The 21,074-nt window shown below is 68.1% G+C and carries 22 protein-coding genes and 1 pseudogene; 11 read left to right on the top strand and 12 right to left on the bottom strand.

The genetic code is table 11. The features are described 5' to 3' along the window. Nucleotides 1-176 precede the first annotated feature (176 nt). Complete coding sequence (locus SCAB_RS45265) at nt 177-1,058, top strand: hypothetical protein (protein ID WP_078580186.1); 882 nt, start codon at nt 177-179, stop codon at nt 1,056-1,058. 197 nt (nt 1,059-1,255) lie between these two features. Then, on the top strand, nt 1,256-2,170 hold the full coding sequence (locus SCAB_RS25550) for a phosphotransferase enzyme family protein (protein ID WP_013002970.1): 915 nt from the start codon (nt 1,256-1,258) through the stop codon (nt 2,168-2,170). A 3-nt stretch (nt 2,171-2,173) separates the two neighbouring features. Here SCAB_RS25550 and SCAB_RS25545 read toward each other — a convergent pair whose 3' ends face one another. Continuing rightward, nucleotides 2,174-3,550, bottom strand: coding sequence for a tetratricopeptide repeat protein (locus tag SCAB_RS25545; protein WP_013002969.1), 1,377 nt, complete (start codon nt 3,548-3,550; stop codon nt 2,174-2,176). 206 nt (nt 3,551-3,756) lie between these two features. On the opposite strand from SCAB_RS25545, the gene SCAB_RS25540 reads away from it, so the two are divergent. Then, nucleotides 3,757-4,314 carry an ATP-binding protein gene (locus tag SCAB_RS25540; RefSeq protein WP_078580185.1) on the top strand — a complete coding sequence of 186 codons (558 nt, stop codon included), beginning with the start codon at nt 3,757-3,759 and terminating at the stop codon, nt 4,312-4,314. 327 nt (nt 4,315-4,641) lie between these two features. Next, nucleotides 4,642-4,941 carry a hypothetical protein gene (locus SCAB_RS25535; RefSeq protein ID WP_041670936.1) on the top strand — a complete coding sequence of 100 codons (300 nt, stop codon included), beginning with the start codon at nt 4,642-4,644 and terminating at the stop codon, nt 4,939-4,941. A 410-nt stretch (nt 4,942-5,351) separates the two neighbouring features. Here SCAB_RS25535 and SCAB_RS25530 read toward each other — a convergent pair whose 3' ends face one another. After that, nucleotides 5,352-6,131, bottom strand: coding sequence for a GntR family transcriptional regulator (locus tag SCAB_RS25530; protein ID WP_013002966.1), 780 nt, complete (start codon nt 6,129-6,131; stop codon nt 5,352-5,354). 168 nt (nt 6,132-6,299) lie between these two features. On the opposite strand from SCAB_RS25530, the gene SCAB_RS25525 reads away from it, so the two are divergent. The 4 genes from SCAB_RS25525 to SCAB_RS25510 all read left to right on the top strand — a co-directional run bounded on the left by SCAB_RS25525 (nt 6,300) and on the right by SCAB_RS25510 (nt 9,832). Continuing rightward, the gene (locus SCAB_RS25525) at nt 6,300-6,677 is read left to right on the top strand and encodes an SCO3933 family regulatory protein (RefSeq protein ID WP_013002965.1); all 378 of its coding nucleotides are present in this window, start codon (nt 6,300-6,302) and stop codon (nt 6,675-6,677) included. After that, nucleotides 6,677-7,984, top strand: a complete 1,308-nt coding sequence (locus SCAB_RS25520) for an FtsK/SpoIIIE domain-containing protein (protein ID WP_041669624.1) — start codon at nt 6,677-6,679, stop codon at nt 7,982-7,984. Before SCAB_RS25525 ends, SCAB_RS25520 begins: the two co-directional genes overlap by 1 nt. Then, a complete protein-coding gene (locus SCAB_RS25515) occupies nt 7,981-8,178 on the top strand; it encodes a hypothetical protein (RefSeq protein WP_013002963.1) in 198 nt (65 codons plus the stop codon). Before SCAB_RS25520 ends, SCAB_RS25515 begins: the two co-directional genes overlap by 4 nt. Before the next feature lie 301 nt (nt 8,179-8,479). Continuing rightward, a complete protein-coding gene (locus SCAB_RS25510; protein ID WP_041669621.1) occupies nt 8,480-9,832 on the top strand; it encodes a replication initiator in 1,353 nt (450 codons plus the stop codon). 161 nt (nt 9,833-9,993) lie between these two features. Here the strand turns inward: SCAB_RS25510 and SCAB_RS47050 are convergent, their stop codons facing one another. Further along, nucleotides 9,994-10,782, bottom strand: a complete 789-nt coding sequence (locus SCAB_RS47050) for a trypsin-like peptidase domain-containing protein (protein WP_158512261.1) — start codon at nt 10,780-10,782, stop codon at nt 9,994-9,996. A gap of 134 nt (nt 10,783-10,916) precedes the next feature. Continuing rightward, a complete protein-coding gene (locus SCAB_RS25505) occupies nt 10,917-12,368 on the bottom strand; it encodes a recombinase family protein (protein WP_013002961.1) in 1,452 nt (483 codons plus the stop codon). Nucleotides 12,369-12,393: 25 nt separating this feature from the next. Between SCAB_RS25505 and SCAB_RS46530 the strand changes: the two are divergent. Next, nucleotides 12,394-12,516, top strand: a pseudogene (locus SCAB_RS46530) (EamA family transporter); the annotation flags it as partial. A 231-nt stretch (nt 12,517-12,747) separates the two neighbouring features. Here SCAB_RS46530 and SCAB_RS48655 read toward each other — a convergent pair. Further along, the gene (locus tag SCAB_RS48655; RefSeq protein WP_231885127.1) at nt 12,748-13,290 is read right to left on the bottom strand and encodes a hypothetical protein; all 543 of its coding nucleotides are present in this window, start codon (nt 13,288-13,290) and stop codon (nt 12,748-12,750) included. 481 nt (nt 13,291-13,771) lie between these two features. Here SCAB_RS48655 and SCAB_RS25495 point away from each other — a divergent pair, with 481 nt between their 5' ends. Continuing rightward, nucleotides 13,772-14,245 (top strand): hypothetical protein, encoded by a 474-nt coding sequence (locus SCAB_RS25495; protein ID WP_013002958.1) that lies wholly within the window; start codon nt 13,772-13,774, stop codon nt 14,243-14,245. Here SCAB_RS25495 and SCAB_RS25490 read toward each other — a convergent pair. Then, the gene (locus tag SCAB_RS25490) at nt 14,239-14,763 is read right to left on the bottom strand and encodes a hypothetical protein (protein WP_013002957.1); all 525 of its coding nucleotides are present in this window, start codon (nt 14,761-14,763) and stop codon (nt 14,239-14,241) included. The genes SCAB_RS25495 and SCAB_RS25490 overlap by 7 nt on opposite strands. A gap of 259 nt (nt 14,764-15,022) precedes the next feature. Between SCAB_RS25490 and SCAB_RS25485 the strand changes: the two genes are divergently transcribed. Next, nucleotides 15,023-15,298, top strand: coding sequence for a DUF1876 domain-containing protein (locus SCAB_RS25485; RefSeq protein WP_037724654.1), 276 nt, complete (start codon nt 15,023-15,025; stop codon nt 15,296-15,298). 256 nt (nt 15,299-15,554) lie between these two features. Here the strand turns inward: SCAB_RS25485 and SCAB_RS25480 are convergent, their stop codons facing one another. The 6 genes from SCAB_RS25480 to SCAB_RS25455 all read right to left on the bottom strand — a co-directional run bounded on the left by SCAB_RS25480 (nt 15,555) and on the right by SCAB_RS25455 (nt 20,914). Beyond that, a complete protein-coding gene (locus tag SCAB_RS25480; RefSeq protein WP_013002955.1) occupies nt 15,555-16,733 on the bottom strand; it encodes a serine hydrolase domain-containing protein in 1,179 nt (392 codons plus the stop codon). Between the two features lie 166 nt (nt 16,734-16,899). Beyond that, nucleotides 16,900-17,370: an organic hydroperoxide resistance protein gene (locus tag SCAB_RS25475; RefSeq protein ID WP_013002954.1), complete on the bottom strand. Its 471-nt coding sequence runs from the start codon at nt 17,368-17,370 to the stop codon at nt 16,900-16,902. Between the two features lie 152 nt (nt 17,371-17,522). Beyond that, nucleotides 17,523-17,996, bottom strand: coding sequence for a MarR family winged helix-turn-helix transcriptional regulator (locus SCAB_RS25470; protein WP_037724613.1), 474 nt, complete (start codon nt 17,994-17,996; stop codon nt 17,523-17,525). 311 nt (nt 17,997-18,307) lie between these two features. Beyond that, nucleotides 18,308-19,090: an energy-coupling factor ABC transporter ATP-binding protein gene (locus tag SCAB_RS25465; protein ID WP_046774033.1), complete on the bottom strand. Its 783-nt coding sequence runs from the start codon at nt 19,088-19,090 to the stop codon at nt 18,308-18,310. After that, nucleotides 19,078-19,839: a cobalt ECF transporter T component CbiQ gene (gene cbiQ, locus SCAB_RS25460; RefSeq protein ID WP_013002951.1), complete on the bottom strand. Its 762-nt coding sequence runs from the start codon at nt 19,837-19,839 to the stop codon at nt 19,078-19,080. Before cbiQ ends, SCAB_RS25465 begins: the two co-directional genes overlap by 13 nt. Nucleotide 19,840: 1 nt before the next feature. Continuing rightward, a complete protein-coding gene (locus tag SCAB_RS25455; RefSeq protein WP_013002950.1) occupies nt 19,841-20,914 on the bottom strand; it encodes an energy-coupling factor ABC transporter permease in 1,074 nt (357 codons plus the stop codon). Between the last annotated feature and the right edge of the window lie 160 nt (nt 20,915-21,074).

The raw sequence follows: 21,074 nt of genomic DNA, 5'->3' as shown, positions 1-21,074 counted from the left end.
ACGTCAGGATCACACACACCGCACATACATTGCATCCTTCACAAAACGATGCTGCATCGGCCATGGGTATTGGTGCTGGCTTTCTTGCTCATGGCCGACGGTAACCACAGGGAGCCAGGGCCCAGTTCACTGGAGAGGGCTCCCTACATGCCGGTGATTCACGTTAGCCTGCTTCCATGGCCCTGCAAACGATCACGTTGAGCGTCCTGATTGCTTCTCCGAGCGACACCGCGCCCGAGAGGAATGCTGTGGAAGATGTTATCCGTAGCTGGAACAGTGACCACACACTGCGGCGAAAAATTCACTTGCTACCTCTGCGATGGGAGCTGGGATCCGTTCCGATGATGGGCCCCAGAGATGCCCAGCAAGAGATTAATCATCAGTTCGCTGACACAGCGGATATCGTCATTGCTGTATTCAATAGCCGACTTGGAAAGGCGACCAAGCGTGCTGTCTCCGGTACGGCCGAGGAAATCCTCCGGGCTCATGACCGAGGAGCAGCAGTACATGTGTTCTTCTCCGAAGGTGACTTGTCACGTGACCACGATCCGGAACAACTCGCAGCACTGAATGCGTTCCGTAGCGAACTTCAGGAGAGCAACCTCACAGGTAGTTACCTTTCGACAGACGATCTAGTCACTAAAGTCCGGAGATGCCTGGAGCGTGACGCCTACGATCTGGGAGATCTGAGCAGCGACGACGCTAATACTCCTGCATCGGTCTCCGGCGCTATTTTGCGATCTACCTATCTATACGATCGAGAGTCCTCAACGGATAGCCGAGGACGCGTAAAACAAAAGTCCGTGAATCATCGTCTACGTGTAGAGAATCTTGGAAACCGGGCGGCAGAGGAAGTCACTCTAGATATTCGTAGTGACGATGAGGGAATGGCGCCAATTTTTTTCGGTGAAACGACCGCCAAGCGCATCGTTCCACGCTCTTATGTTGATTTTCCAGTAGGTATTCACCACGGGGTCGCCTGGCAGGGGACCGTGATCCACAAGTGGACTGAGGATGGCGAGCCACACTCGGAGGAACAAACAATTTCGTGGACCTGAAAAAATCCGCCGGCGACCCACTTGCGCGTAACATCCCACCCCGACGAGTGCGCTGTCGGTAGGAAGGCTCGGCACAGACAGTCTCGTCTTGTTCACCTGCGGGTGGGTACCGTCAACGTCGTGTCTGGCGTGCGCGGGGTTGGTCACCCTGTAGGCGTGCGTCGGTTGATCGCGCGACTAGGGGAGCTGGTACGGGCATGGCGGTTGACGCTGCTCGATCGGAAGAGGGGTTCACGTCGGCAGCGGCTACGGGGGTGATGGTGGCCGCGTGCCGGGCGGTGGGGCTCGACGACAGAGGCGCGGAGCTGATCCGGCTCGGGGAGAACGCGTTGTTCCGGCTGGCGTCGGTGCCGGTGATCGTGCGCGTGGCCCGTGCGCCGGAGTGGCTGGCCACGGCGCGCAAAGAGGCGGCTGTCTCGCGGTGGTTGGTGAAGGAGGGGTTTCCCGCTGCTCGTGTCGTCGAGGATCTTGAACAGGCGATCTTGGTCGACGGTCACCCGGTGACGTTCTGGCACTTGATCGTTGAGGGGGATCGGAAGGCGTCATACGGAGAGTTGGGGGCCGTGCTGCGGGATCTGCACGCCTTGACCGTGCCGGACGGTCTTGAGCTGCCCTCGTTCGACCCCTTCGACAAGCAACAGCTACGGCTCGACCGGGCGGTCATCCCTGAGGACGACAAGGCGTTTCTGCGGAAGCGGTGGCATGAACTTCGCGGCAGGTACGCCGAGTTGCGGTTTGAGACGCCCAAGGGCCCGGTCCACGGTGATGCACACGTGCAGAACCTCATGGTTGATGATCAGGGACAGGTGGTTTTGATCGACTTCGAAGCCTTCTGCTTCGATCACCCTGAGTGGGATCTCATGGTCACCGCCACTGAGCACCACAGTCTTGGATGGCAGACCGATCAGCAGTACGCCGACTTCGTGGCCTCGTACGGGCGCGACCTGTACGACTGGCAGGGGTACGAGACGTTGCGCGGGCTGCAAGAGTTCGGAATGACGACATGGCTCATGCAGAACATTCATGAGGATGCGGAGACGGCGGCGGAGTATCGCCGGCGCATCGCTGGCCTGCGGAATGACGATGCGCCGCGCGACTGGAAGCCCTGGTAGCGGCTACTCGTCGTCCTCGTCGAGCCGGTTGAGGGCGTCGTGGACCTTCGCGTTGAAGGCGGTCACGGTGGGGTTCATCGCGTGCACGCTGACTTCGTTCTGAAAGTCGGTCACGTAGCGCTGGAAGCGGGTTGACTGGAGGGAATCGCCGCCGTCGACTGCGAGGCTCGCGGTGGTCACGGCGGCTTCCAGCTCTCCGTTGAGTAGCTGGCTCTGGGCGAGCACCATGCGGCAGAAGCCCAGGGTGCGGGCGTACTTCGGGTCGGTGCTGTCCACGGCGCGCTGAGCCTGCTCGACGGCTTCACGGCGCATCTTGAGGTCGCGGAAGCAGTGGCAGAGTTCGCCCATAAGTTCTGCTTCGTCGAAATAGTCGAGCCATGTTGGGTCTTCGGCGGTGTCGGCGCGTCCGAAGTGGTGCTCTGCCTCCTTCATCGCGCGCGCTGCCGCGATGCCGTCGCCCGCGTGGGACAGGGCGCGGGCCTCCATGGCCGAGTAGTTCGCAAGGGCTCGTGGGGTGGCTCGGCCTTTGGCGCCCTCGACGGCGGCGCGGGCGAGTTGGATGGCCTGGGCGTGGTTGCCGAGGTAGTTCGCCTGGTGGCTGAGGTTGCCGAGGATGCGGGCGCCGAACATGCGATCGTCGATGACCTGGGACAGGCGCAGGGTCGAGGTCAAGTAGCGGTGGGCGAGCCGTTGGTTTCCGACGTCGTACGCGGTCCAGGCAAGCAACTGGGAGATCTCGGCGGCGGCGCCGAATAACGCGGTGCCCACCTTCTCGCTGTAGCTCGTGTCCAGCAGGGGCAGCACGTCTTCGCGGAAGTAGTGGCGCAGGGCCTTGTGGCCGTGGCCTCCGCCGTACTTGAAGTCGAGTTGCATGAACAGGCCCGCTGCTTCCTTGATCGCACGTACGTCGCGCATGCCGACTCGGCGGTGAGTGGGTCTGTCGGCCTGGATGCCGTCGGGGCGCGTGATCATCCATGACAGGACGGCGGAGCTGATGTCGGCGTCTGCGACGGCGAGTTGGTCCGAAGCAGGCACGTCGGCTGGTTCTCGGGTGAGTCCGTCGAGCATGGACAGGGCGTCTGGCATGGTGTGCGGGTAGCCGACCGGTTGAGGCGTGGCGGGCTGTGCGAGATCGAGAAAGCCGAGATCGACCGGCCCGATGCGGCGGCCCAGTTTGGCGCCCAGGACGTCCGCCATGACCGCTGCCGCTTGCGGCCGGATGCCGGATCCGTTCCGCCATCGCTGCACGGAGATGTGGGTCGTGCCGAGATCAAGGCCACGCTGTGCGGCGGTCTCCTGCATGCGCTTGGCGAGGCCCTTGTTCGAGACCTTCGCCTCTTCCATGATCGCGATCAGCTTCGCGTTCGGCTCTCGGCTCATGCTCCCCTGCCCACCCGAGCATTACGGCGAGTGTCCATCGTGTCACAGCGGTCTCGTCTTGGGGGTTCATTGGTGAACCCCCCTTTCGTTTGCCGGTGTTCACGTGAACTCCCTGGTGAACGCTCCCGGCTGCGGGCGCTGCGTCGTTCACTGGTCGGCACATACAAGCGGGCCGGAGAGCCCGTCGGTGCTCGGGAGGGAACGCGGTGGAAACACAGCAGAGCAAACACCCGGTGAATGCCTCGGTGGAGCCTCCCCCGCGCCGCCGCTCGGCGCAGGACCCGTCGACCGGACACTTCCGGGCGCTGACCCTCTTCGCCGAGTCGCCGGACTGCGTCAAGGCCGCGCGGGACCTGGTTCGCTCGTATCTCCAGACCTGGCAGCTGCCGCACGCGGTGGACGACGCGGTGCTCATCGTGTCGGAGCTGGTGGGCAACGTCGTGCATCACGCGGTGCCGGACAACCGCCTTGCGCTGCCGGGTGCCGCGCGGCGCATCGACGTGTCGCTGATGACGTATCCGGAGTTGCTGGTCATCGGTGTCGGGGACGAGGACTCGACGCCTCCTGAGCTGGCGGCGGGTGAGTTCATTTCACCGGAGCTGGCGGGCGACTTCTCGGAAGCGCTGTTGCCGGATCGGGGTCGTGGGCTGCTGATCGTTCAGCGCCTGGCCGATGCGGTGTGGTGGTCGCCGGGGAGCAAGGGCGGCAAGCACGTGTGGGCTCGTCTGGATCTTGACCGGCTCTGGTTGGAGAGGTGGGGCTGACAAGCCCCGGGTCGCTGTGCCGCTCGGCTCCCTCGCGATCGGGAGCGGAGAGTGACCCGGAGACAGGCCGGGCCTGACCCGCCCGGCCGAGGGGCGCGGCTCCTTGTAGCACCTCGGGGGCTCCCCTCCCGAGAAGGGGCCGCGCCTCACAACCACATACCGAGACCGGGCCACCCCGTCAGCCGTGGAAAGCGAAGGGTGGCCCGGCAGGGGACGCGACGGTCCCCGGTGCCTGATGGTACCGGGGCCGTCGCGTTGCGTCGCTACTGGCCCTGAAATCAAGGAAGTTGACGATCCGTTCTTTCGGAATGGGCTGAGGTGGACGCCGTGGCTGGCGCGGGTGAGGACTGGCTGAGCAATGGACTCGACGGCATCGCGGGCATGGATTCCGGTCTGTGGGTGCCAGGTGTCGACTACGTGACGGAGTGGCGGGTCGCGCGAGAGGCTGCCGACCGGCTGAACCGAGCGTTGCTCGGCGCCGGGTTCGAACTGTCCGACGTGCGGGCGGTCGCCTCGACGAACGAGGACGGGCGCGGGGTCGTACGCCTGGCGGGCCGGCCTGACACCGTGGACCGGCTTGCCGGGCTCCTGGAGGCTCTCCGCGGCGGCGACGGTGGTGCGCAGTGAGGGGTGTTTCCGCTGGTGAGTGGTGCGCGTGGGCACGTCGTCGGTCGGTGAGACTTTGGGCGGGAGCTGCCATGGGGCGAGTGAACAGGGGGCCTTACGCTCGTCCGGCGAATCGGGCAGGTGGTGGACCTGCCCGTGGTTGTGCCCGATGGGCCCCCTGTTCTTCGAGGCTCGCCCCATGGTGGCTGTCTAAAGTCTCTCCGGTCGGCGACCCCCGGCCCCGTGGGCTCCGGCCCTCGGCGGCCGGTCGTCGCCTCGATGCCTTGAGCATGCTGCGGTTGGGGGCGCCTGGCGTCCGGACGGGACCGGCGGTCACGCCGCATGCCCGGCCGGGGCGGCCGGGCGTCCCGGCGCGCCGCAGGCGCGCCCTTGAGGAAGTGAAGGCTGTTTCGACCGATGCGGCGTGCCGATCATGCTCGGGTGCGTCGGGCGGGCTGTTTGTCGGCGGTGATCCGGTAGGCGAGTTCGGCGCGGTCGGCTCCGGCGCGGAGTTCTTCGAGGAACAGCGGGCGGTCGTCGGTGTCGTGGGTGATGCGGGACAGGTGCAGGATCGGGGTCGCGTCGGGGAGCTGGAGCGTGGTGCGCTCATCCGGCAGGGGCATCCGGGCGCGTACGGTCTCCGACCACGTGAGCTTGTGTCCGGCCTCGGTGAGCAGCCGGTAGAACGCGACCGGGCGCTTGCACGGCTCCTCCCCCAGTGCCGGGACGGCGTCGGCCACGGCGAACGGGATCAGAGTGCGGTGCATCGCGCGCGTGCCCGTGCTCGGATCGAACAGCAACCGGTCACACCCGAACAGGGCCTCTTCCTCTGCGAGCTGGAGGAGTCGGCCGGTGGCCTTCGTGGTGCGGGTGCGGTAGCTGGTGGGCTCTTCGCTCTCCTGCCACACGTCACCGCCGGGCATGACGAACTTCCCGTCGGCGGTGCGGCTGATGCGGCGCTCGATCGTCAGCGACGGCTGTCCACCGGAGCGCACGAAACTGCCCTTGCCGTGCCGCACGTCGATCAGGCCCTCTGCGCGCAGTGCGGCGATCGCGTTGCGGACGGTGGGGCGGGAGACGGCGTAGCGGGTCATGAGCTGGGCTTCGGACGGCAACAGGGAGTCGGGGGCGAACTCGCCCGACAGGATCGCTTCGCGAATGGCGGCGGCCACCTGCTGGTAGAGGGCTCCGGGGCGCTGGATCTCCGACATCTGGGCATCTCCGACGGGTCGGTGTCATAAGCACGTCGCACGCGCGGCGTCACTCGTCAGCATAAGTAGTTGCGCACTCGCCGTACAGCACTCCACACTCATCACTCATTAGGACAAGTGACGTCAGTATCAGCCTGGCGTCGTGAACGGCCAGGGAGGCCACAGATCATGCAGTCCATTCCCGTGGACACGGCACGGCTCGGCGTACTGCGGTGCGCCATCGCGCCGGAAGTGAAGTTCAGTAACACCGAGACACAGGAGGTGAAGAAGGACCGGGACGGCAACCCCGTCTACACGGTCGCCGTCACCGTGCGGCAGGACCGGCGGCGGATCTCCGTCATCGAGATCGCTGTCAGCGGCGAACCGACCGGGATCGAGGAAGGACAGATCGTCAAGGTCACCGGGCTGACAGCGTTCGCCTGGTCGATGGGCGACCGCCACGGCGTCAGCTTCCGCGCGGACGCCATCACCCCCATCCCCACCGCCCCGACCACGCCCGCGACCGGGAGCGGGGCGGCGGCGCAGCGCAAGGGCGGTGAGGCGTGATGGAGCCGTACGTCATCGCCTTCGCCCTGGCGGTGCTCGCCTGGGTGCTCGTCGTCGGCGACATGGTGCGCCGCCACCGCCCCCTGTGGCACTGGTACCTCGCCGGCTACCCGGCCGCCGCGTGGCGGGTGGCCTCGACCTGGCGGCGGGTGACCGTGCTCAACGACCTCGCTGTCTCCCGGCTCCCGGCGCGCACTCTCGTCGGTCACCTGCTGGTCAAGGGCGATCCGGTCCGGCCGGTGGCACCGCGCCGCTCCTTCCCCCGCGCCACCCCCATGGGGCTGTCGGTGCTGGTGCGGCTGCACGCGGGCCAGACCCCGGCGGCGTATCTGAAGGCGGCAGACGCCTTCGTGCACGCCTGGAAGGTGCACGCCGTACGGGTCACCTCCCCCGAACGCGGCCTCGTCCAGTTGACCGCGATGGCCCACGACCCGCTTCAGCACCCCGGCCTGGCCACCGCCCCGGCTCCGGCCGAACCGCTCTGCGCACTCATCGGCGCACTGGAGACCGGCGGAGCGTGGCTGATGAACCTGCGCATGGTGCCGCACTGGCTCATCGTCGGCGCCACCCGCTCCGGCAAATCCACCCTGCTCGCCCGGCTCATCACCCAACTCGCCGCGCAACGCGTCGCGCTGGTCGGTGTCGACTGCAAGGGCGGCATGGAACTGGGCCTGTTCGCCGACCGGTTGAGCGCGCTGGCGACCTGCCGGCGGGAAGCGGTCGCGGTGCTCTCCGCCTTGGCCGTCGACATGCAGGACCGCATGGCCGCCTGCCGGTCGGCCGGGGTCCGCTCCATCTGGGAACTCCCGGACAAGCTCCGCCCCGTCCCGGTCGTCGTCCTGGTCGACGAAATCGCGGAACTGTACCTGTCCGACGGCACCCGCCAGAGCAAGGCAGAGGCAGAGCAGTGCTCCACGCTCCTGCTGCGCCTGGCCCAGCTCGGCGCCGCCCTCGGCATCCATCTCGTCGTGGCCGGCCAACGCGTCGGCTCCGACCTCGGCCCCGGCGTCACCGCACTGCGAGCCCAGCTCGGCGGCCGGATCTGCCACCGCGTCAACGACCCCGGCACCGCCGAAATGGCCCTCGGTGACCTCAACAAGGACGCCACCGCCGTCGCTCAGTCGATCACGGCGGAGGAACGGGGCGTGGCCGTCTGCACCGGCCCGGACGGCGGATGGAATCGCGCACGCTCCCACCTCACCACCACCGAAGAAGCCATGGCCACGGCCCGGAAACACGCGGCCCTGACCCCGGAGCTGCCGACCCTCGACCGCGCCTTAGCCGCCCTGGAAGGAGACGACAAGTGATCAGCGTCGGCACGGCGTTCACGTTCGCGGTGATCTTCGGGATCATCACCGTCCTCCTCGTCCGCTCCCGCGACGTCCGCGCCTGGGAAGCGGTCTGCGTCGGCCTCTTCGGCCTCTACCTCGGCCAGACCCCCGTCATCCACACCGTCCACGGACTCGTCACCTGGCTCATCACCGGCTTCTCCCACACCTGAGCAGAAAGGACACCCAAGCTATGCCCATGCCTCGCGTGAGGTGCCCTCACTGCAAGGGCGACGGCGCCCGTAGGACCTGGACCGGACGCATCCGGCGCTGCCGCGTCTGCCGGGGCACCGGAACCATCCGCTGAACCCCATCTCCACCACCCGACCCACGCAAAGGAGTGATCCCCATGACCCACAACACCCCACCCCACCTCACCCGTGCCGCTGCGGCGGCCCACCCCGAAAGGGCCCCACCATCACCCCGCACCACACCCCGGCAGACAGGCGCGCCGCCCTCGACCGCGCGGCGCGCCTGCGCCAACTCCCCGAAACCGACCGCGACACCATCCGCCTCGCCCAAGACCCCCAATTCGCCCGCTGGCTGGAACAGATCACAGCCACCGGCGGCTGCGCCCACCCCGTCCACCTCTCCGGCTCCACCACCAACCTGGACGCCACCACCGGCGAAGTCCTCCACCACTACGACACCCGCCATGAGCCCGGCGAACGCCTCCTCGTCCGCTGCCGCAACCGCCGCGCAACCGTCTGCGCCCCCTGCTCCCGCCTCCACGCCGGAGACACCTTCCACCTCGTCCGCGCGGGCCTCATCGGCGGCAAGAACATCCCCGCGACGGTCCGCCACCGGCCTCGGCTCTTCGTCACCCTGACCGCACCCTCCTTCGGCCCCGTCCATCGAACCGGAGACGACCGCTGCCGCCCCCGCCGCGACGGCGCCACCTGCGAACACGGACGCCCCCTCGGCTGCGCCACCATCCACACCCCGGACGCACCGGTCGTCGGCCAACCCCTGTGCCCCGACTGCTACGACTACGCCGGCCACGTCCTCTGGCACGCACACGCCTCGAAGCTGTGGGACCGCTTCGTCATCGACGTCCGACGGCGCCTGGCCACCTCAGCCGGCCTCGTACAGTCCCGCTTCGCCCAACACGCCCGGCTCTCCTTCGCCCGCGTCGCCGAATACCAGAAACGGGCGGCCGTCCACGTCCACGCCGTCGTCCGCCTCGACGGCCCGAACGGACCCACCAACGAACCCCCGGCCTGGGGCACCGCGGAACTCCTCACCAACGCCGTACGTGCCTCCGCCCGGCGCGTGCAGGTCCACACGCCCTACACCCCCGCCATCGGCGAACTGACACTCCGCTGGGGCACCCAGGTCGACACCCGGCCCTTGAGCGTCGACGGCGACGGCCCCGATGACGACGCCGTGGCCGCGTACGTCGCCAAGTACGTCACCAAGGGAGCCAGCGAAACCGGCGCCGGACTCGACCACCCGCTCACCACCCGCGACGCCATCGACTCGGCACCGGTCAGCGCACACGTCCGCACTCTCATGCGTACCTGCTGGCACCTCGGCGGCCTCCCCGAGTACGAACCTCTCCACCTCCGCGCATGGATTCACACCCTCGGCTATCGCGGCCACATCCTCACCAAGTCCCGCGCCTACTCGACCACTTACGCCGCGCTCCGCGCCGAACGCGCCCACCACGTCGGCCACGTCGAAATCCCCAACGCGGTCACCGATCGGCACTGGCGCTACGTCAGCTCAGGCCACACGCCGGGCGCTGCGCTCATCGCCGCCGGAATCGCCGAAGACCTCGCCACGAACCGCGAGATCGCACGCGAAGAGCGCGAGGTGCCCCGATGACGAGACGCCATAACGAGCAGTGGGCTCGGGCTGTCGAGCGGCAGGCGGCCAAGTTCCCCACACGCATAGGGCCGAAGAGCGCTGCGCGTCTCGTGCGGCTCCTTGGCCCTACGCGATGAAGAGGACAGGATCCTGACACACGCTCAAGAAATTCCTAGCACTCACACGCTGCTGCCCCGTAGCGAGTTGTCACCTCTGTGCCGCGCATTCAGAATTTCGGGAACTACATCGAACTTCCAAACCCGTCCGATGTCCGACTCGCTGTTAATTCGACCAGAGTAGACACCCAGCAAATTTCCAACCGGCCCAGTGACGAATCCAGTCTTCCCATCCGTCAATTCGGTCGCCCCACCAGGCGAGTATGCGAGAACTGGGGACCCTGACTGCCCTTGCCGCGTCCGCGCGTCGATCAGAAAACAAGGGAGAAGATCATAATCCACATCAGGCTCTGAGGCAATCGCCCCCTTAGTCCAGATGGGGAGAGACCCGCCGGCTGCTTGCCCAAACGGGAATCCGATAATGTTCACCCAATCCGATATGCCGGCCCGTAGGGTTTTCTGCATCACTTCGGGACCATACGGCTGAATATGAACCCCTTGCAGATTCGTGAGCGGAAGAGCAACAACATCAACTTTTCTTCCGTACTCAGGATGCTCGAACCACATGGGACTATCGGAATCATCGACAAGCGGCTCATCGAAGTCATTCCAAGCAACCTCGGTCGAGGTGACTTTCGTGAGATGCCTAATAGTAAGCACGTCCGGAATCGCTGCGGACTTCGCCATCGGTTGCCCCGTTTGAGGATTCCGCCCACTCACTACATGCCAATTCGTAATCAGGAAGGGTTGCCCATCAGCTACGACGGTAAATCCGGTGGCGTGACTCAGAAGAATGCCGTTGACCTTACTTGCAAGCAGGAGAGATCTCGTTGATGGAGGAGCTAGAGCCATGAGGGTTCCCTGTCCTATGCGTGAACCTGACCAGTCCTGCGGTTCAAGCGAGCCGAGGTCGCGCGCGACCATATAACACCCGCGAAGCTACCTTTGTCGGGTACCTTCATAGATTTACTAAAAGGTATCGGACGCTAGTAGTCCAGCGGATTTGGCTCGATGTCCACGCGATCCGTGTCGAACCCCCGGCCCTTCCGAGTCGGCGGCCGGACAATCACGGCGGCGAACAGGAACCGATAGATCGCGTTCATACGCGCGTGGTCCTCCACCTCCTCCAGCCGTTCCCAGTTGACTTGGGCTTCCGGCCCGGCGATCCCCTCCAAGACTGCGATCGGACGCTTGACGGTCTTCCGCTGCCGCTCCTTCATCCGCTTGATGATCGGTGCGCGCATCGCCTTGAAGTCGGCGGTCGTGAAGTCGTCGTCACTGAGCCACATTTCCTTCAGCTCGCGCAGCTTCGTGCGGTCCTTCTCGTCCGCGATGGTGTCCGCCTCGGGGCGCGTGGTCGTGGCGGGCTCGTAGCCAGAGGTGTCGAGCTGGGTCAGCACCTTGATCGCTACATCCCGAACGAACGCCTCCAACGGCACGGCCGAGACAGAGCGGTTGCACTTCTCCTGGTCGGTGTTGTCGGCACGGGTGCACCGATAGTAGGGATACCGGACGCTATTGGAACCGCTCATCCGTGCTCCGCACGCGCACGTGACGACCCCACGGAGGATGTAGTTCCGGAGCGGCCTCTTCTTCGTGTCCCGGTGCTGCTGGGCGCGGTACTCCTTGAGCCGCTGTACCTCGTCCCACTGCCCCCGGTCGATGATGGCGGGCCATGTCCCGACAGCCACTTCCTCGCCCAGGTGGAACCGCAGCCCGGCCACGAAGTGGGACGACAGCAGATGGCGCACGTTCTCCGGGTTCCACGTCTTGCCCTTCGACGTGGGGATGCCCCGTGCGGCGAGATCCTGCGCGATGTGGTTCGGTGACTCTCCGTCCAGGAAGCGGCGATACACCTCGCGAACGATCTCCGCCTCCTCCTCGACGATCGCGCGGCCGTCGCGGGTGTAGCCGTACGGCCGGTTGCCCACGTGCGGCCGGCCTTCTCGGGCGTGGTCCTTCAGTGCTTCCTTGAGTCGGCGCGACGTGTCGTCCGAAGAGCGGCACGCGTGGGCCACCTCGATGCGGAGGATGAACCGGTCGTCGGGGTCCGACAGATCGCGCCGGTTCGCCTCGCCGTGCAGAAGGATGCGCTTGTCGTCGGCTATCGAGAGCAGTTCCTCAAGGTCCTTGGGCTGCCGCATCAGGCGGTCGGGGTGGTAGACGATGACGTGCCTGATCTCCCCCTCCCCCATCGCCTTCAGCATCTCTTCCCAACCGGGCCGCTTCCGGTTCCGCTGCCACGCCGAACGGTTGTTGTCCACGTAGACGTGCGTCGACTCGACGCGGAGTTGCAGCCGCTCAGCGATCTCCCGGCAGATGCGTTCCTGTCGGTCCACCCCCGTCTGGTCCTCGTCCCTCGTGTGGGAGATGCGGCAGTAGATCGCTGCAGGCTCGCCCGGCGTGATGGTGGCCTTGGCTAACTTGGATCGACTCATGGAAACACTGTATGAGCTGGATATGACGTCGATCATCGTCGGCGCGGCCATCGGAGCGGTGTTCTTCAAGGAACGCTTCGGAGCACCGAGACTCGTGGCGGCGGGTCTGCTGGTGGTGGGGATCGGGCTGATGCTGCGAGCGGGGTAACCAGGCACGCACTCGTCAGGACCCGGCCGAGGCGAGGGTGCTCAGATCCAGGACCTCAGTCGTCGGTGGGGCTGAATGCCACCGGATCACCGACACCGCTGAACCTCGTGATGCGGCGGTTGTGGAGTACCTGTAGTCGATCCGCAGAGCGAAGGGCCTCTGGGGCTGCTCTTCAGCGATTCACGCCTCGGCAATGATCGTCGAGTCGGTGGCCGCAGCCGGAGCCGAGGGTCATCCCAACGAGGCACCGAACTGACCGGCTTCGGCCTCATCAGCCGACAACTGCACTGTCCCCCGGTGAGAGATCTCCACTTTGTAGAAGTCCTCACCCCTGGGGACGCTCTCGACAGCCACGTCGAACGTGCATGTCCCGGAGCTCAGTGTCGAGTCCCCGAGCTGACCGGTGGCGACGACCGTGCCCGCTGCGTCGTACACGGTGACGGCCGTACCTTCAGAGATGTCCTCGTACCCGCCGCTGCCTTCGCACCCGCCCAGGCCGTCGCCGACCGCGCCCTCGGTGAGTTCGAAGCTTCCGGTGAGAGTGAAGGTGACGGGCTCGGTCTCGGTCTCGGCAGCCAGCGGCTTACTGCTGACACTCTCTGAGCTACCGCTGGTTTCCTCACCGCCGGTGAACCCCCACACCGCGCCCACGGCACCGCCTCCGACAACGACGCCCGCGAGCGCGGCAAACAGGAGAGGGAGCCGCCTGGGAGCTGGCGGCGACGGAGATTCGGTCGGGGCGTCCGGTGGTGGCGACGGGTACTCGGTGCTCATGGCCACCTCGCTCGGGCATACGTGCTGAGGTACCCATCGTGTGGGCTGAACGGGCGACGTGCACGTTTTCCGCATTTGTCGTAACCGTACGGGTCACCTCGACTGCCGTTGGCTCTGCGGTTGATCCGGCCGGGAGAACGACAGGTTTGACCTGCGCGGACTGAAGCCCGCATAAGAGCAATTGCCGCCTCTTCTTGGCCAATAGCGTCCATTGGCCGTTCCGTTGGACCGGCGGCTGTCAGGGACTTATCTTCGCCGCCATCGAATTCGACCAGCCCCACCAAGCACCACGCGGTCGCACGCAAGGACTTGCAATGCCTCTGCGACGAGGCAGCGTCATGAGCTGTGGGAGCAAGCTGTCGAACGGCGAACAGGTCAGCCCCCACACTCACGGTGCGAGAGGTACCTGAGCAGGTTCCCGAAATGCCGCGTCGACCGATCGGGTGTACCAACGTTTTAGGTCCGACAAGGGAGCACGACCATGCGACGCAGACTCATCACTGCAACGTTCGTGGCGGCGTTCATGGCGGTCAGCGGTGCGACGCTGGCAAGTTGCGGCACCGACAAGGAAGACAGTTCGAGTCCTGCCCCCTCCGAGCCGGAGAAGACCGAGGAGCAGGCAGTCGAGCAAAGAGAGTCGCCCCAAGGCGGCCGGGAGGAGCCGGAAACCGACGAGCGCAGCGACTTGGCCAGCTTCACGATCGATGACCGCTCTCAGGCCGGCATCACGAATGTCTGGGTGACGTGGACGATCAAGAACAATAGTTCGGAGAAGTCCAACTACTCCTGGGACTGGGAGGCGATCGACTCCAGCGGCAAGCGCGTGGCCAACTCGACCGAGTTCGTCACCGACGTCCAACCAGGTCAGACCGCTACGGGCGAATCGCCGACGGTAATCACCGGCGCCGACGTGAAGCTGAACATCACGGAGTTCGACCGCACCAAGGCCTATTGATCGCGCCCCGGGGGAAAGCCCAACTGGTCCAGCAGTGTGCTGAACAGGTCTTCTACGTGGGGTGCATGTGAGCGGAGCAGTTCTTCGATGACGGCTGATCGTGGTGTGACCTGGACGCCGGCGGCCGCGGCCCACGCCACGGCGCGTTCAGCGTCGGCAGGTATCTCCGCGTCGAGCTCCGCGCGCTTGTTCCTGACGGCTTCGTGGAACTCCGGCGTGTCCAGCCAAAGGAGTTGGTCTTCGAGGTCTTCGGGTTCCTCGGCCAGAAGACCGGCCGCGATGCCCGGGTTGAGCCACGCCTGCCAGCTCCTTCCGGTGGTGTCCATACCGGACACGAGAGCGAGAGAGCTGTCGGAGATCTCGGCGACGCAGGCCGGCGCCCCGCTCCACTCGACCAGGGCGGGAAGGTTGGCCGCACTCCAGATATCGGAATCGGTCTGGAGTGTCTGCCAGCCGCCCGGCCGTGACTCCCACGAGCGCATGGTCGCCCTGAGCTCCTCGTCGAGGCTGTCGAACACGGGAGCCTCCGGCAGAGGGCGGGGGCTCCGGGCAAAGATCAGGTACCCCGAGAATCCCATGGCAGTTCCTCCTTCGCGATGTCGGGCCCACCGTAGGGGTCGGCTCTGACAACACGGGCGCGACGAGCGGGAGGAGCGGGAGGAGCGGGCCGATGCTACGGGCCGGTAGACGGGCGGCGGGCCCGAGGGCGGTGGGCCGGTCGTGCGGGTGTGGGTGGGGAGGCGCACTCTGGAGGGAGTGGTTCTGGAGGTGATCGTCATGATGAAGTCCACGGTCGGATGGCACGTCGAGCTGGAGTTCCAGGAGGACGACCAGCGCACCCGGGCGGCGGCGCTCGTACGGCTCCCCGACGGGCAGGAAGTACGTGCGAACGGCTACGCCAGCCGTCACCGCACCGACGCCTCGCAGCCGCGGGTCGGTGAGGAGATCGCCGGTGCGCGGGCCTTGAACGAGCTGGCCATGAAGCTCCTCACCAAGGCCCACGACGAGATCGACTCGGCATCGGGGCGGACGTCCCATCCGATAGCTCTCTGACGGGCAAGAAGGATCGCGGACGGCCCTGCCGCATCGCCCCGCCCCGGCCGGTGGCGAACAGTGGACGCGTTGCCAAGTGACAGTGGACCGTCAGCCAACGACACGGGTGGTTTTTCCGCGCATCCTGGTGATCGCCGCCGCGGAGTGCGGCCGTCCGGAACAACCGGGACCGGGCCAGGACACCAGCGGGGGAGCCCTGGGCCGGTCCGGCCGCTCACCCGTGACGGCCCCTCCGCGGCGGATCGCGCGGCCCTGGTCAGCCCTGCGCCAGGGCTTGGCGCACCGCCCTGACCAGCGCCTGCGCCCGGGGGTCCGCCGTCACCGTCTTGCGGTAGCCGTTGGTGACGTAGCCGAAGGCGATGCCGCTCTCCGGGTCGGCGAAGCCCAGGGGGCCGCCCCGGCCGGGGTGGCCGAAGGAGCCCGGCCCGAGCAGCGGGGACGCGGTGCCGTGGAGCATGTAGCCGAGGCCGAAGCGCGTGTTGATGACGAGGACGCGGTCGGGGCCGGCGGATTCCTCGGCGCGGGCCGCCTCCAGCGTCGCCGGGCCGAACAGCCGTACGCCGTCGACCTCGCCGAGGAGCGCCGCGTAGAAGCGGGCCAGGCCGTCCGCCGTGGCGATGCCGTTGGTCGCGGGGAGGGCGGACGCGCGGTACGCCGGGTCGTTCTGGTCCGGGAACGGGGTGATCGCGGCGAAGGCCCGGCGGGTGAGGGAGTCCGGGTCGTCGTACGCCTCGGTGACCGTCCGCCTGGCGCGCACCCGGAGGCCGCCCGTGGGCTCGGGCGCCGACTCCAGACGGCCCGCGCGGCCGACGCGGCCCGCCGCCGCCACCGCGTCCGGCAGACCCAGCCACAGGTCGTCGTCCAGGCCCAGCGGGGCGGCGATGTCGGAGGCGATCCACTCGCCCGTACCCCGCCCGGTCACGCGCCGGACCAGTTCGTCGAGCATCCAGCCGTACGTCAGCGGGTGGTACCCGTGGTCGGTGCCGGGCTCCCAGGCGGGGGCCTGCGCGGCCACCGCCGCCGGTCCCCGGCGCGGGTCGAGGGACTCGGCGGGGGTGAGGGGACGGTCCAGGACGGGGAGCCCGGCCCGGTGGCCGAGCACGTGCCGCACCAGCGTGCGGTCCTTGCCGTGCGCCTTGAACTCCGGCCAGTAGCGGCCCACCGGCGCGTCGAGGTCCAGTTCCCCGCGCTCGGCCAGCATCAGTGCCACCGCGGCGGCGACCCCCTTCGTCGCCGAGCGCATGATCTGGGCGGTGCCGTGCCGCCAGGGTTCGTCGCCGTCGATGTCACGGGTGCCGGCCCACAGGTCGACGACCTTGCGCCCGTGGAGGTACACGACGACCGCCGCGCCCCGCTCGCCGAGCGCCTCGAAGTTGCGTACGAACGCTGTCCTGACCGGTTCGAAGCCCCCGGCGACCGTACCGTTCACGTCCACACCGGTGCTCCTGTCCGTTCGCCCGCCGCGGCCACGCTCCTCGACCGCGTGCCCCCACCGCCCGCCACGACCGCTCGCCGCGACGACGGATGCAACGTACAGGCACGGTGCTCGATTCCTGCCGTCCGGGGCCTCCTGCGGGGCCTCCCCCGCCGCTCCGCCGCGCTCAGCCCAGCAGGATGGTGACCTCGATGTTGTCGCGGGTGGCGTTCGAGTACGGGCAGACCTGGTGGGCGGCGTCGACGAGCTTGGCCGCGATCCCCTGGTCGATGACCGGGAGGGAGACGCTGAGGGCGACGGCGAGGCCGTAGCCGCGCTGCTTGTTGGGGCCGATGCCGACCTTCGCGGCGACGGTGGAGCCGGTCAGGTCGTAGCCCGCGCGTCGGCCGACGAGGACCAGCGCGTTGTGGAAGCAGGAGCTGTACCCGGCCGCGAACAGCTGCTCGGGGTTGGTGCCGTCGCCGTCGCCGCCCATGGCCGGCGGCATCGCGACCTTGAGGTCGATCTGGCCGTCCTGGCTGGTGATGTACCCGCTCCGGCCGCCGTGCGCGGTGGCCTCGGCGACGTACATGATCTTCGTCGGACGCGTGTCCGGACGGCCGTCCGCACCGGTCTCCACCGCGGCGTGGTCAGTCACTTCCTTGGCCTCCCCCAGGACGAGCGCGTGGCCTCCCCAGGACAGGCGCGCACGAATACATCGTGCACAAGGTACCGGTCGGTAGGGCGTGGCGGTTACCAGGGGGTAGTAACCGTGGGTAACAAAGGTCACCGGCCCCAGGGCGCCGATGCTCAGCGGCCCGCCGCCTTCGTCGCGCGGGCCGTCACCTGCCACAGCTCCTCGCGCAGCCGGGCGACCTCGGGGCCCTGCAGCCCGGTGGCGGCGGCGAGGGTGGCGGGGACGGCGGCCGCCCGGTCGCGCAACTGTTCACCACGGCCGGTGAGCGCGATCCGCACCGACCGCTCGTCCCGCAGCGAGCGCTCGCGGCGCAGCAGTCCGGCCGACTCCAGCCGCTTGAGCAGCGGGGAGACCGTGCCGTAGTCGAGCCGCAGGGCGGCCGTCAGTTCCTTGACGGTGGTCTCGCCGTGCTCCCAGAGGGAGAGCATGACCAGGTACTGCGGGTAGGTGAGGCCGAGTTCGTCGAGCAGCGGGCGGTAGGCGGCGGTCACGGCACGCTGGGCCGCGTACAGCGCGAAACAGAGTTGCTCGTCGAGGAGCAGCGATCCGTGCGGTTGCGCATCCGCTTCGTTGGTCACGGGGGTCATTGTCGCGGATGCGGGGCATTGTGGAGCGGAGGGTCCGGGGGTGGGGGCGCTGAGGGGGCGCCGGGGGTGCGTTGTCGGGTGCGGGTCCGGTGGGGGCTGGTCGCGCAGTTCCCCGCGCCCCTGGAAGCCCAGGCCCTGCGGGCCTGAAAAGCGACGGTCCCGCAGGACTGAAAGCCAAGGCCCCGCGGGCCTGAAAGCCAAGGCCCCGCGGGCCTGAAAAGCTTGGGGCGCAGCCCCGGCTTTTCAGGGGCGCGGGGAACTGCGCGAGAAGCCCCACCGGACCCGCACCCGACAACGCACCCACCCCGCCCCTACCCCAGCCGCACCGACCGGGGATCGAAGCCGAACGGCAGTTCAAGGCGGTGGGCCCGCATCAGGGCGTCGTCGACGAGGAGTTCGCCCGTCGCCCCGTCCGCCGCGATCACCCCCTCGCTGAGGATCAGCGAACGCGGGCACAGTTCGAGCGCGTACGGCAGGTCGTGCGTGACCATGAGGACGGTGACGTCCAACGCCCGCAGGATGTCCGCGAGTTCTCGGCGCGACGCCGGATCGAGGTTGGAGGACGGCTCGTCGAGGACGAGGATCTCCGGCTCCATGGCGAGGACGGTGGCGACGGCCACCCGCCGCCGCTGCCCGAACGAGAGGTGGTGCGGCGGCCGTTCCTTGAACTCCGCCATGCCGACCTGGGCCAGGGCCCGGTCCACCCGCGCCTCCAGCTCGGGTCCCGCCATCCCCGCCGCCGCCGGCCCGAAGGCCACGTCCTCCCGGACGGTCGGCATGAACAGCTGGTCGTCCGGGTCCTGGAAGACGATGCCGACCTTCCGCCGGATCTCCGCCATGTGCCGCTTGCCGACGGGCATCCCGGCGACGGTCACCGTGCCCGCGCCCCCGGTGAGGATGCCGTTGAGGTGCAGGACGAGCGTGGTCTTGCCGGCCCCGTTCGGCCCGAGCAGCGCGACCCGCTCGCCCCGGCGGACGGTGAAGTCGACGCCGAAGAGGGCCTGATGGCCGTCCGGGTAGGCGAAGGCGAGCCCGGCGACTTCGAGGGACGGGGACGGGGGCACGGGGTTCTCGGACACGGTCACAGGCTCCATCCCAGCAGACACACCACGAGCGCGGCGACCGGGAGGGCGAACGCGTAGGACCACTGGGCCCGGGACGCGGTCACCTCGTCGATCACGGGCATGGTTCCCGCGTACCCCCGGCTGATCATGGCCAGATGGACCCGCTCACCGCGCTCGTAGGAGCGGATGAACAGCGCCCCGGCCGTCTTGGCGAGGACCCCCCAGTGCCGTACGCCGCTCGCCTCGAACCCGCGTGACTCGCGCGCGATCCGCATCCGCCGCAGCTCGTCGGTGATCACGTCCCCGTAGCGGATCATGAAGGACGCGATCTGGACCAGGAGCGGCGGGAGCCTGAGCCGCTGGAGTCCGAGGAGGAGGTCGCGGAGTTCGGTGGTGGACGCGAGGAGAACGGAGGCGGCGACGCCGAGGGTTCCCTTGGCGAGGACGTTCCAGGCACCCCACAGGCCACTGACGCTCAGCGACATCCCGAGGACCTCGACGCGCTCGCCCTGCGCCACGAAAGGCATGAGCACGGCGAACGCGACGAACGGGATCTCGATCAGCAGCCGCCGCAGCAGGAACCCGGCGGGCACCCGGGCCGTGTACGCGACCACGCCCAGCAGCACGGCGTACAGCCCGAACGCCCACACGGCCTCCCGCGGCGTCGACACCACGACGACGACGAAGGCGAAGACGGCCGCGAGTTTGGTGTGCGGCGGCAGCGCGTGCACGGGCGAGTGCGCGTGCCGGTACAGCTTGTGGGCGTGCCCGGCTCCCATGTCAGCCGACGTTTCCGGGGACGGCGGAGGGGGACACGTCCTCGCCGGCGCGCCGCCTGCGTACGGCCCAGAAGACGCCCGTGCCGGCGACGACGGTGACACCGACTCCGATCACGCCCGCGAGACCGCCGGCGAGCCGGGCGTTGTCGAGGCCCTCGACGCCGTAGTCGGCGAGCGGGGAGCCGGCGGCGGCGTGGTCCTCGGCCTTGGCGTCGATGCCCTTGTCGGCGGCGACCTTCTCCAGCCCGTCGGGGCTGGCCGACGCGTAGAAGCTGACGACACCGGCGAGGAGGAGGGAGGCGCCGAGGCCGGCGAGGAGGACCTTGCGTGGGGAGCGGGCGGCGACGGGAGCGGGCGGGCCCCCCGCCGCCGGCCCGGCGGCGGGGGCGTCGACCAGTTCGCCGTCGACCCGCAGCTTGAGCGGGGCGGCCAGGCCGCGGGCGCCGTACACGAGGTCCGGGCGTACGGCGATGACGGCGCCGACCGTGGCGGCGGTGATCGCGGCCTCGCCGATGCCGATGAGGACGTGGACGCCGACCATGGCGGTGAGGACCGAGCCGATCGGTACGTCCGTGGTGCCGCCGACCGCGTAGACGAGCGTGAAGGCGGCGGCCGCGGCGGGCACGGAGACCAGGGCGGCGACGAAGGCGGAGACGGTGACCGAGCGGCGCTTGCGGGGGAGGACCCTGACCAGCCCGCGGAAGACGGCGTAGGCGACGACGGACGTGACGACCGCCATGACGTCGATGTTCACGCCGAGGGCGGTGAGGCCGCCGTCGGCGAAGAGGATGCCCTGCATCAGGAGCACCACGGACACGCACAGGACCCCGGTGTAGGGGCCCACGAGTATCGCGGCCAGGGCGCCACCGAGCAGATGCCCGCTGGTCCCGGCCGCGACCGGGAAGTTCAGCATCTGCACCGCGAAGATGAACGCGGCGACGAGTCCGGCGAGCGGCGCCGCCCTCTCGTCCAGTTCTCGGCGGGCACCACGCAGGCTCACGGCGACCGCACCGGCGGCGACGACTCCGGCGGCGACCGAGACGGGGGCGTTGATGAATCCGTCGGGCACGTGCATACGAAGGCTCGCTCTCCTGGTAGCCGCGGTGGCTCGAACCTGACGATGATAGAGCCTTCTTGCGAGTCTGTTGCAAGAGCGCGTCACTGCGGAACTGCGCATGGCTCGCCAGAGCCTTCGGGCCGCCTTCGGGCCGCCTTCGGGCCGCCTTCGGGCCGCC

Origin of the sequence: Streptomyces scabiei 87.22 (genome assembly GCF_000091305.1) — a bacterium.
GTDB lineage: Bacteria > Actinomycetota > Actinomycetes > Streptomycetales > Streptomycetaceae > Streptomyces > Streptomyces scabiei.
The sequence above is the reverse complement of the archived record's forward strand: the minus strand, read 5'-3'. Positions and strand labels throughout refer to the sequence as shown.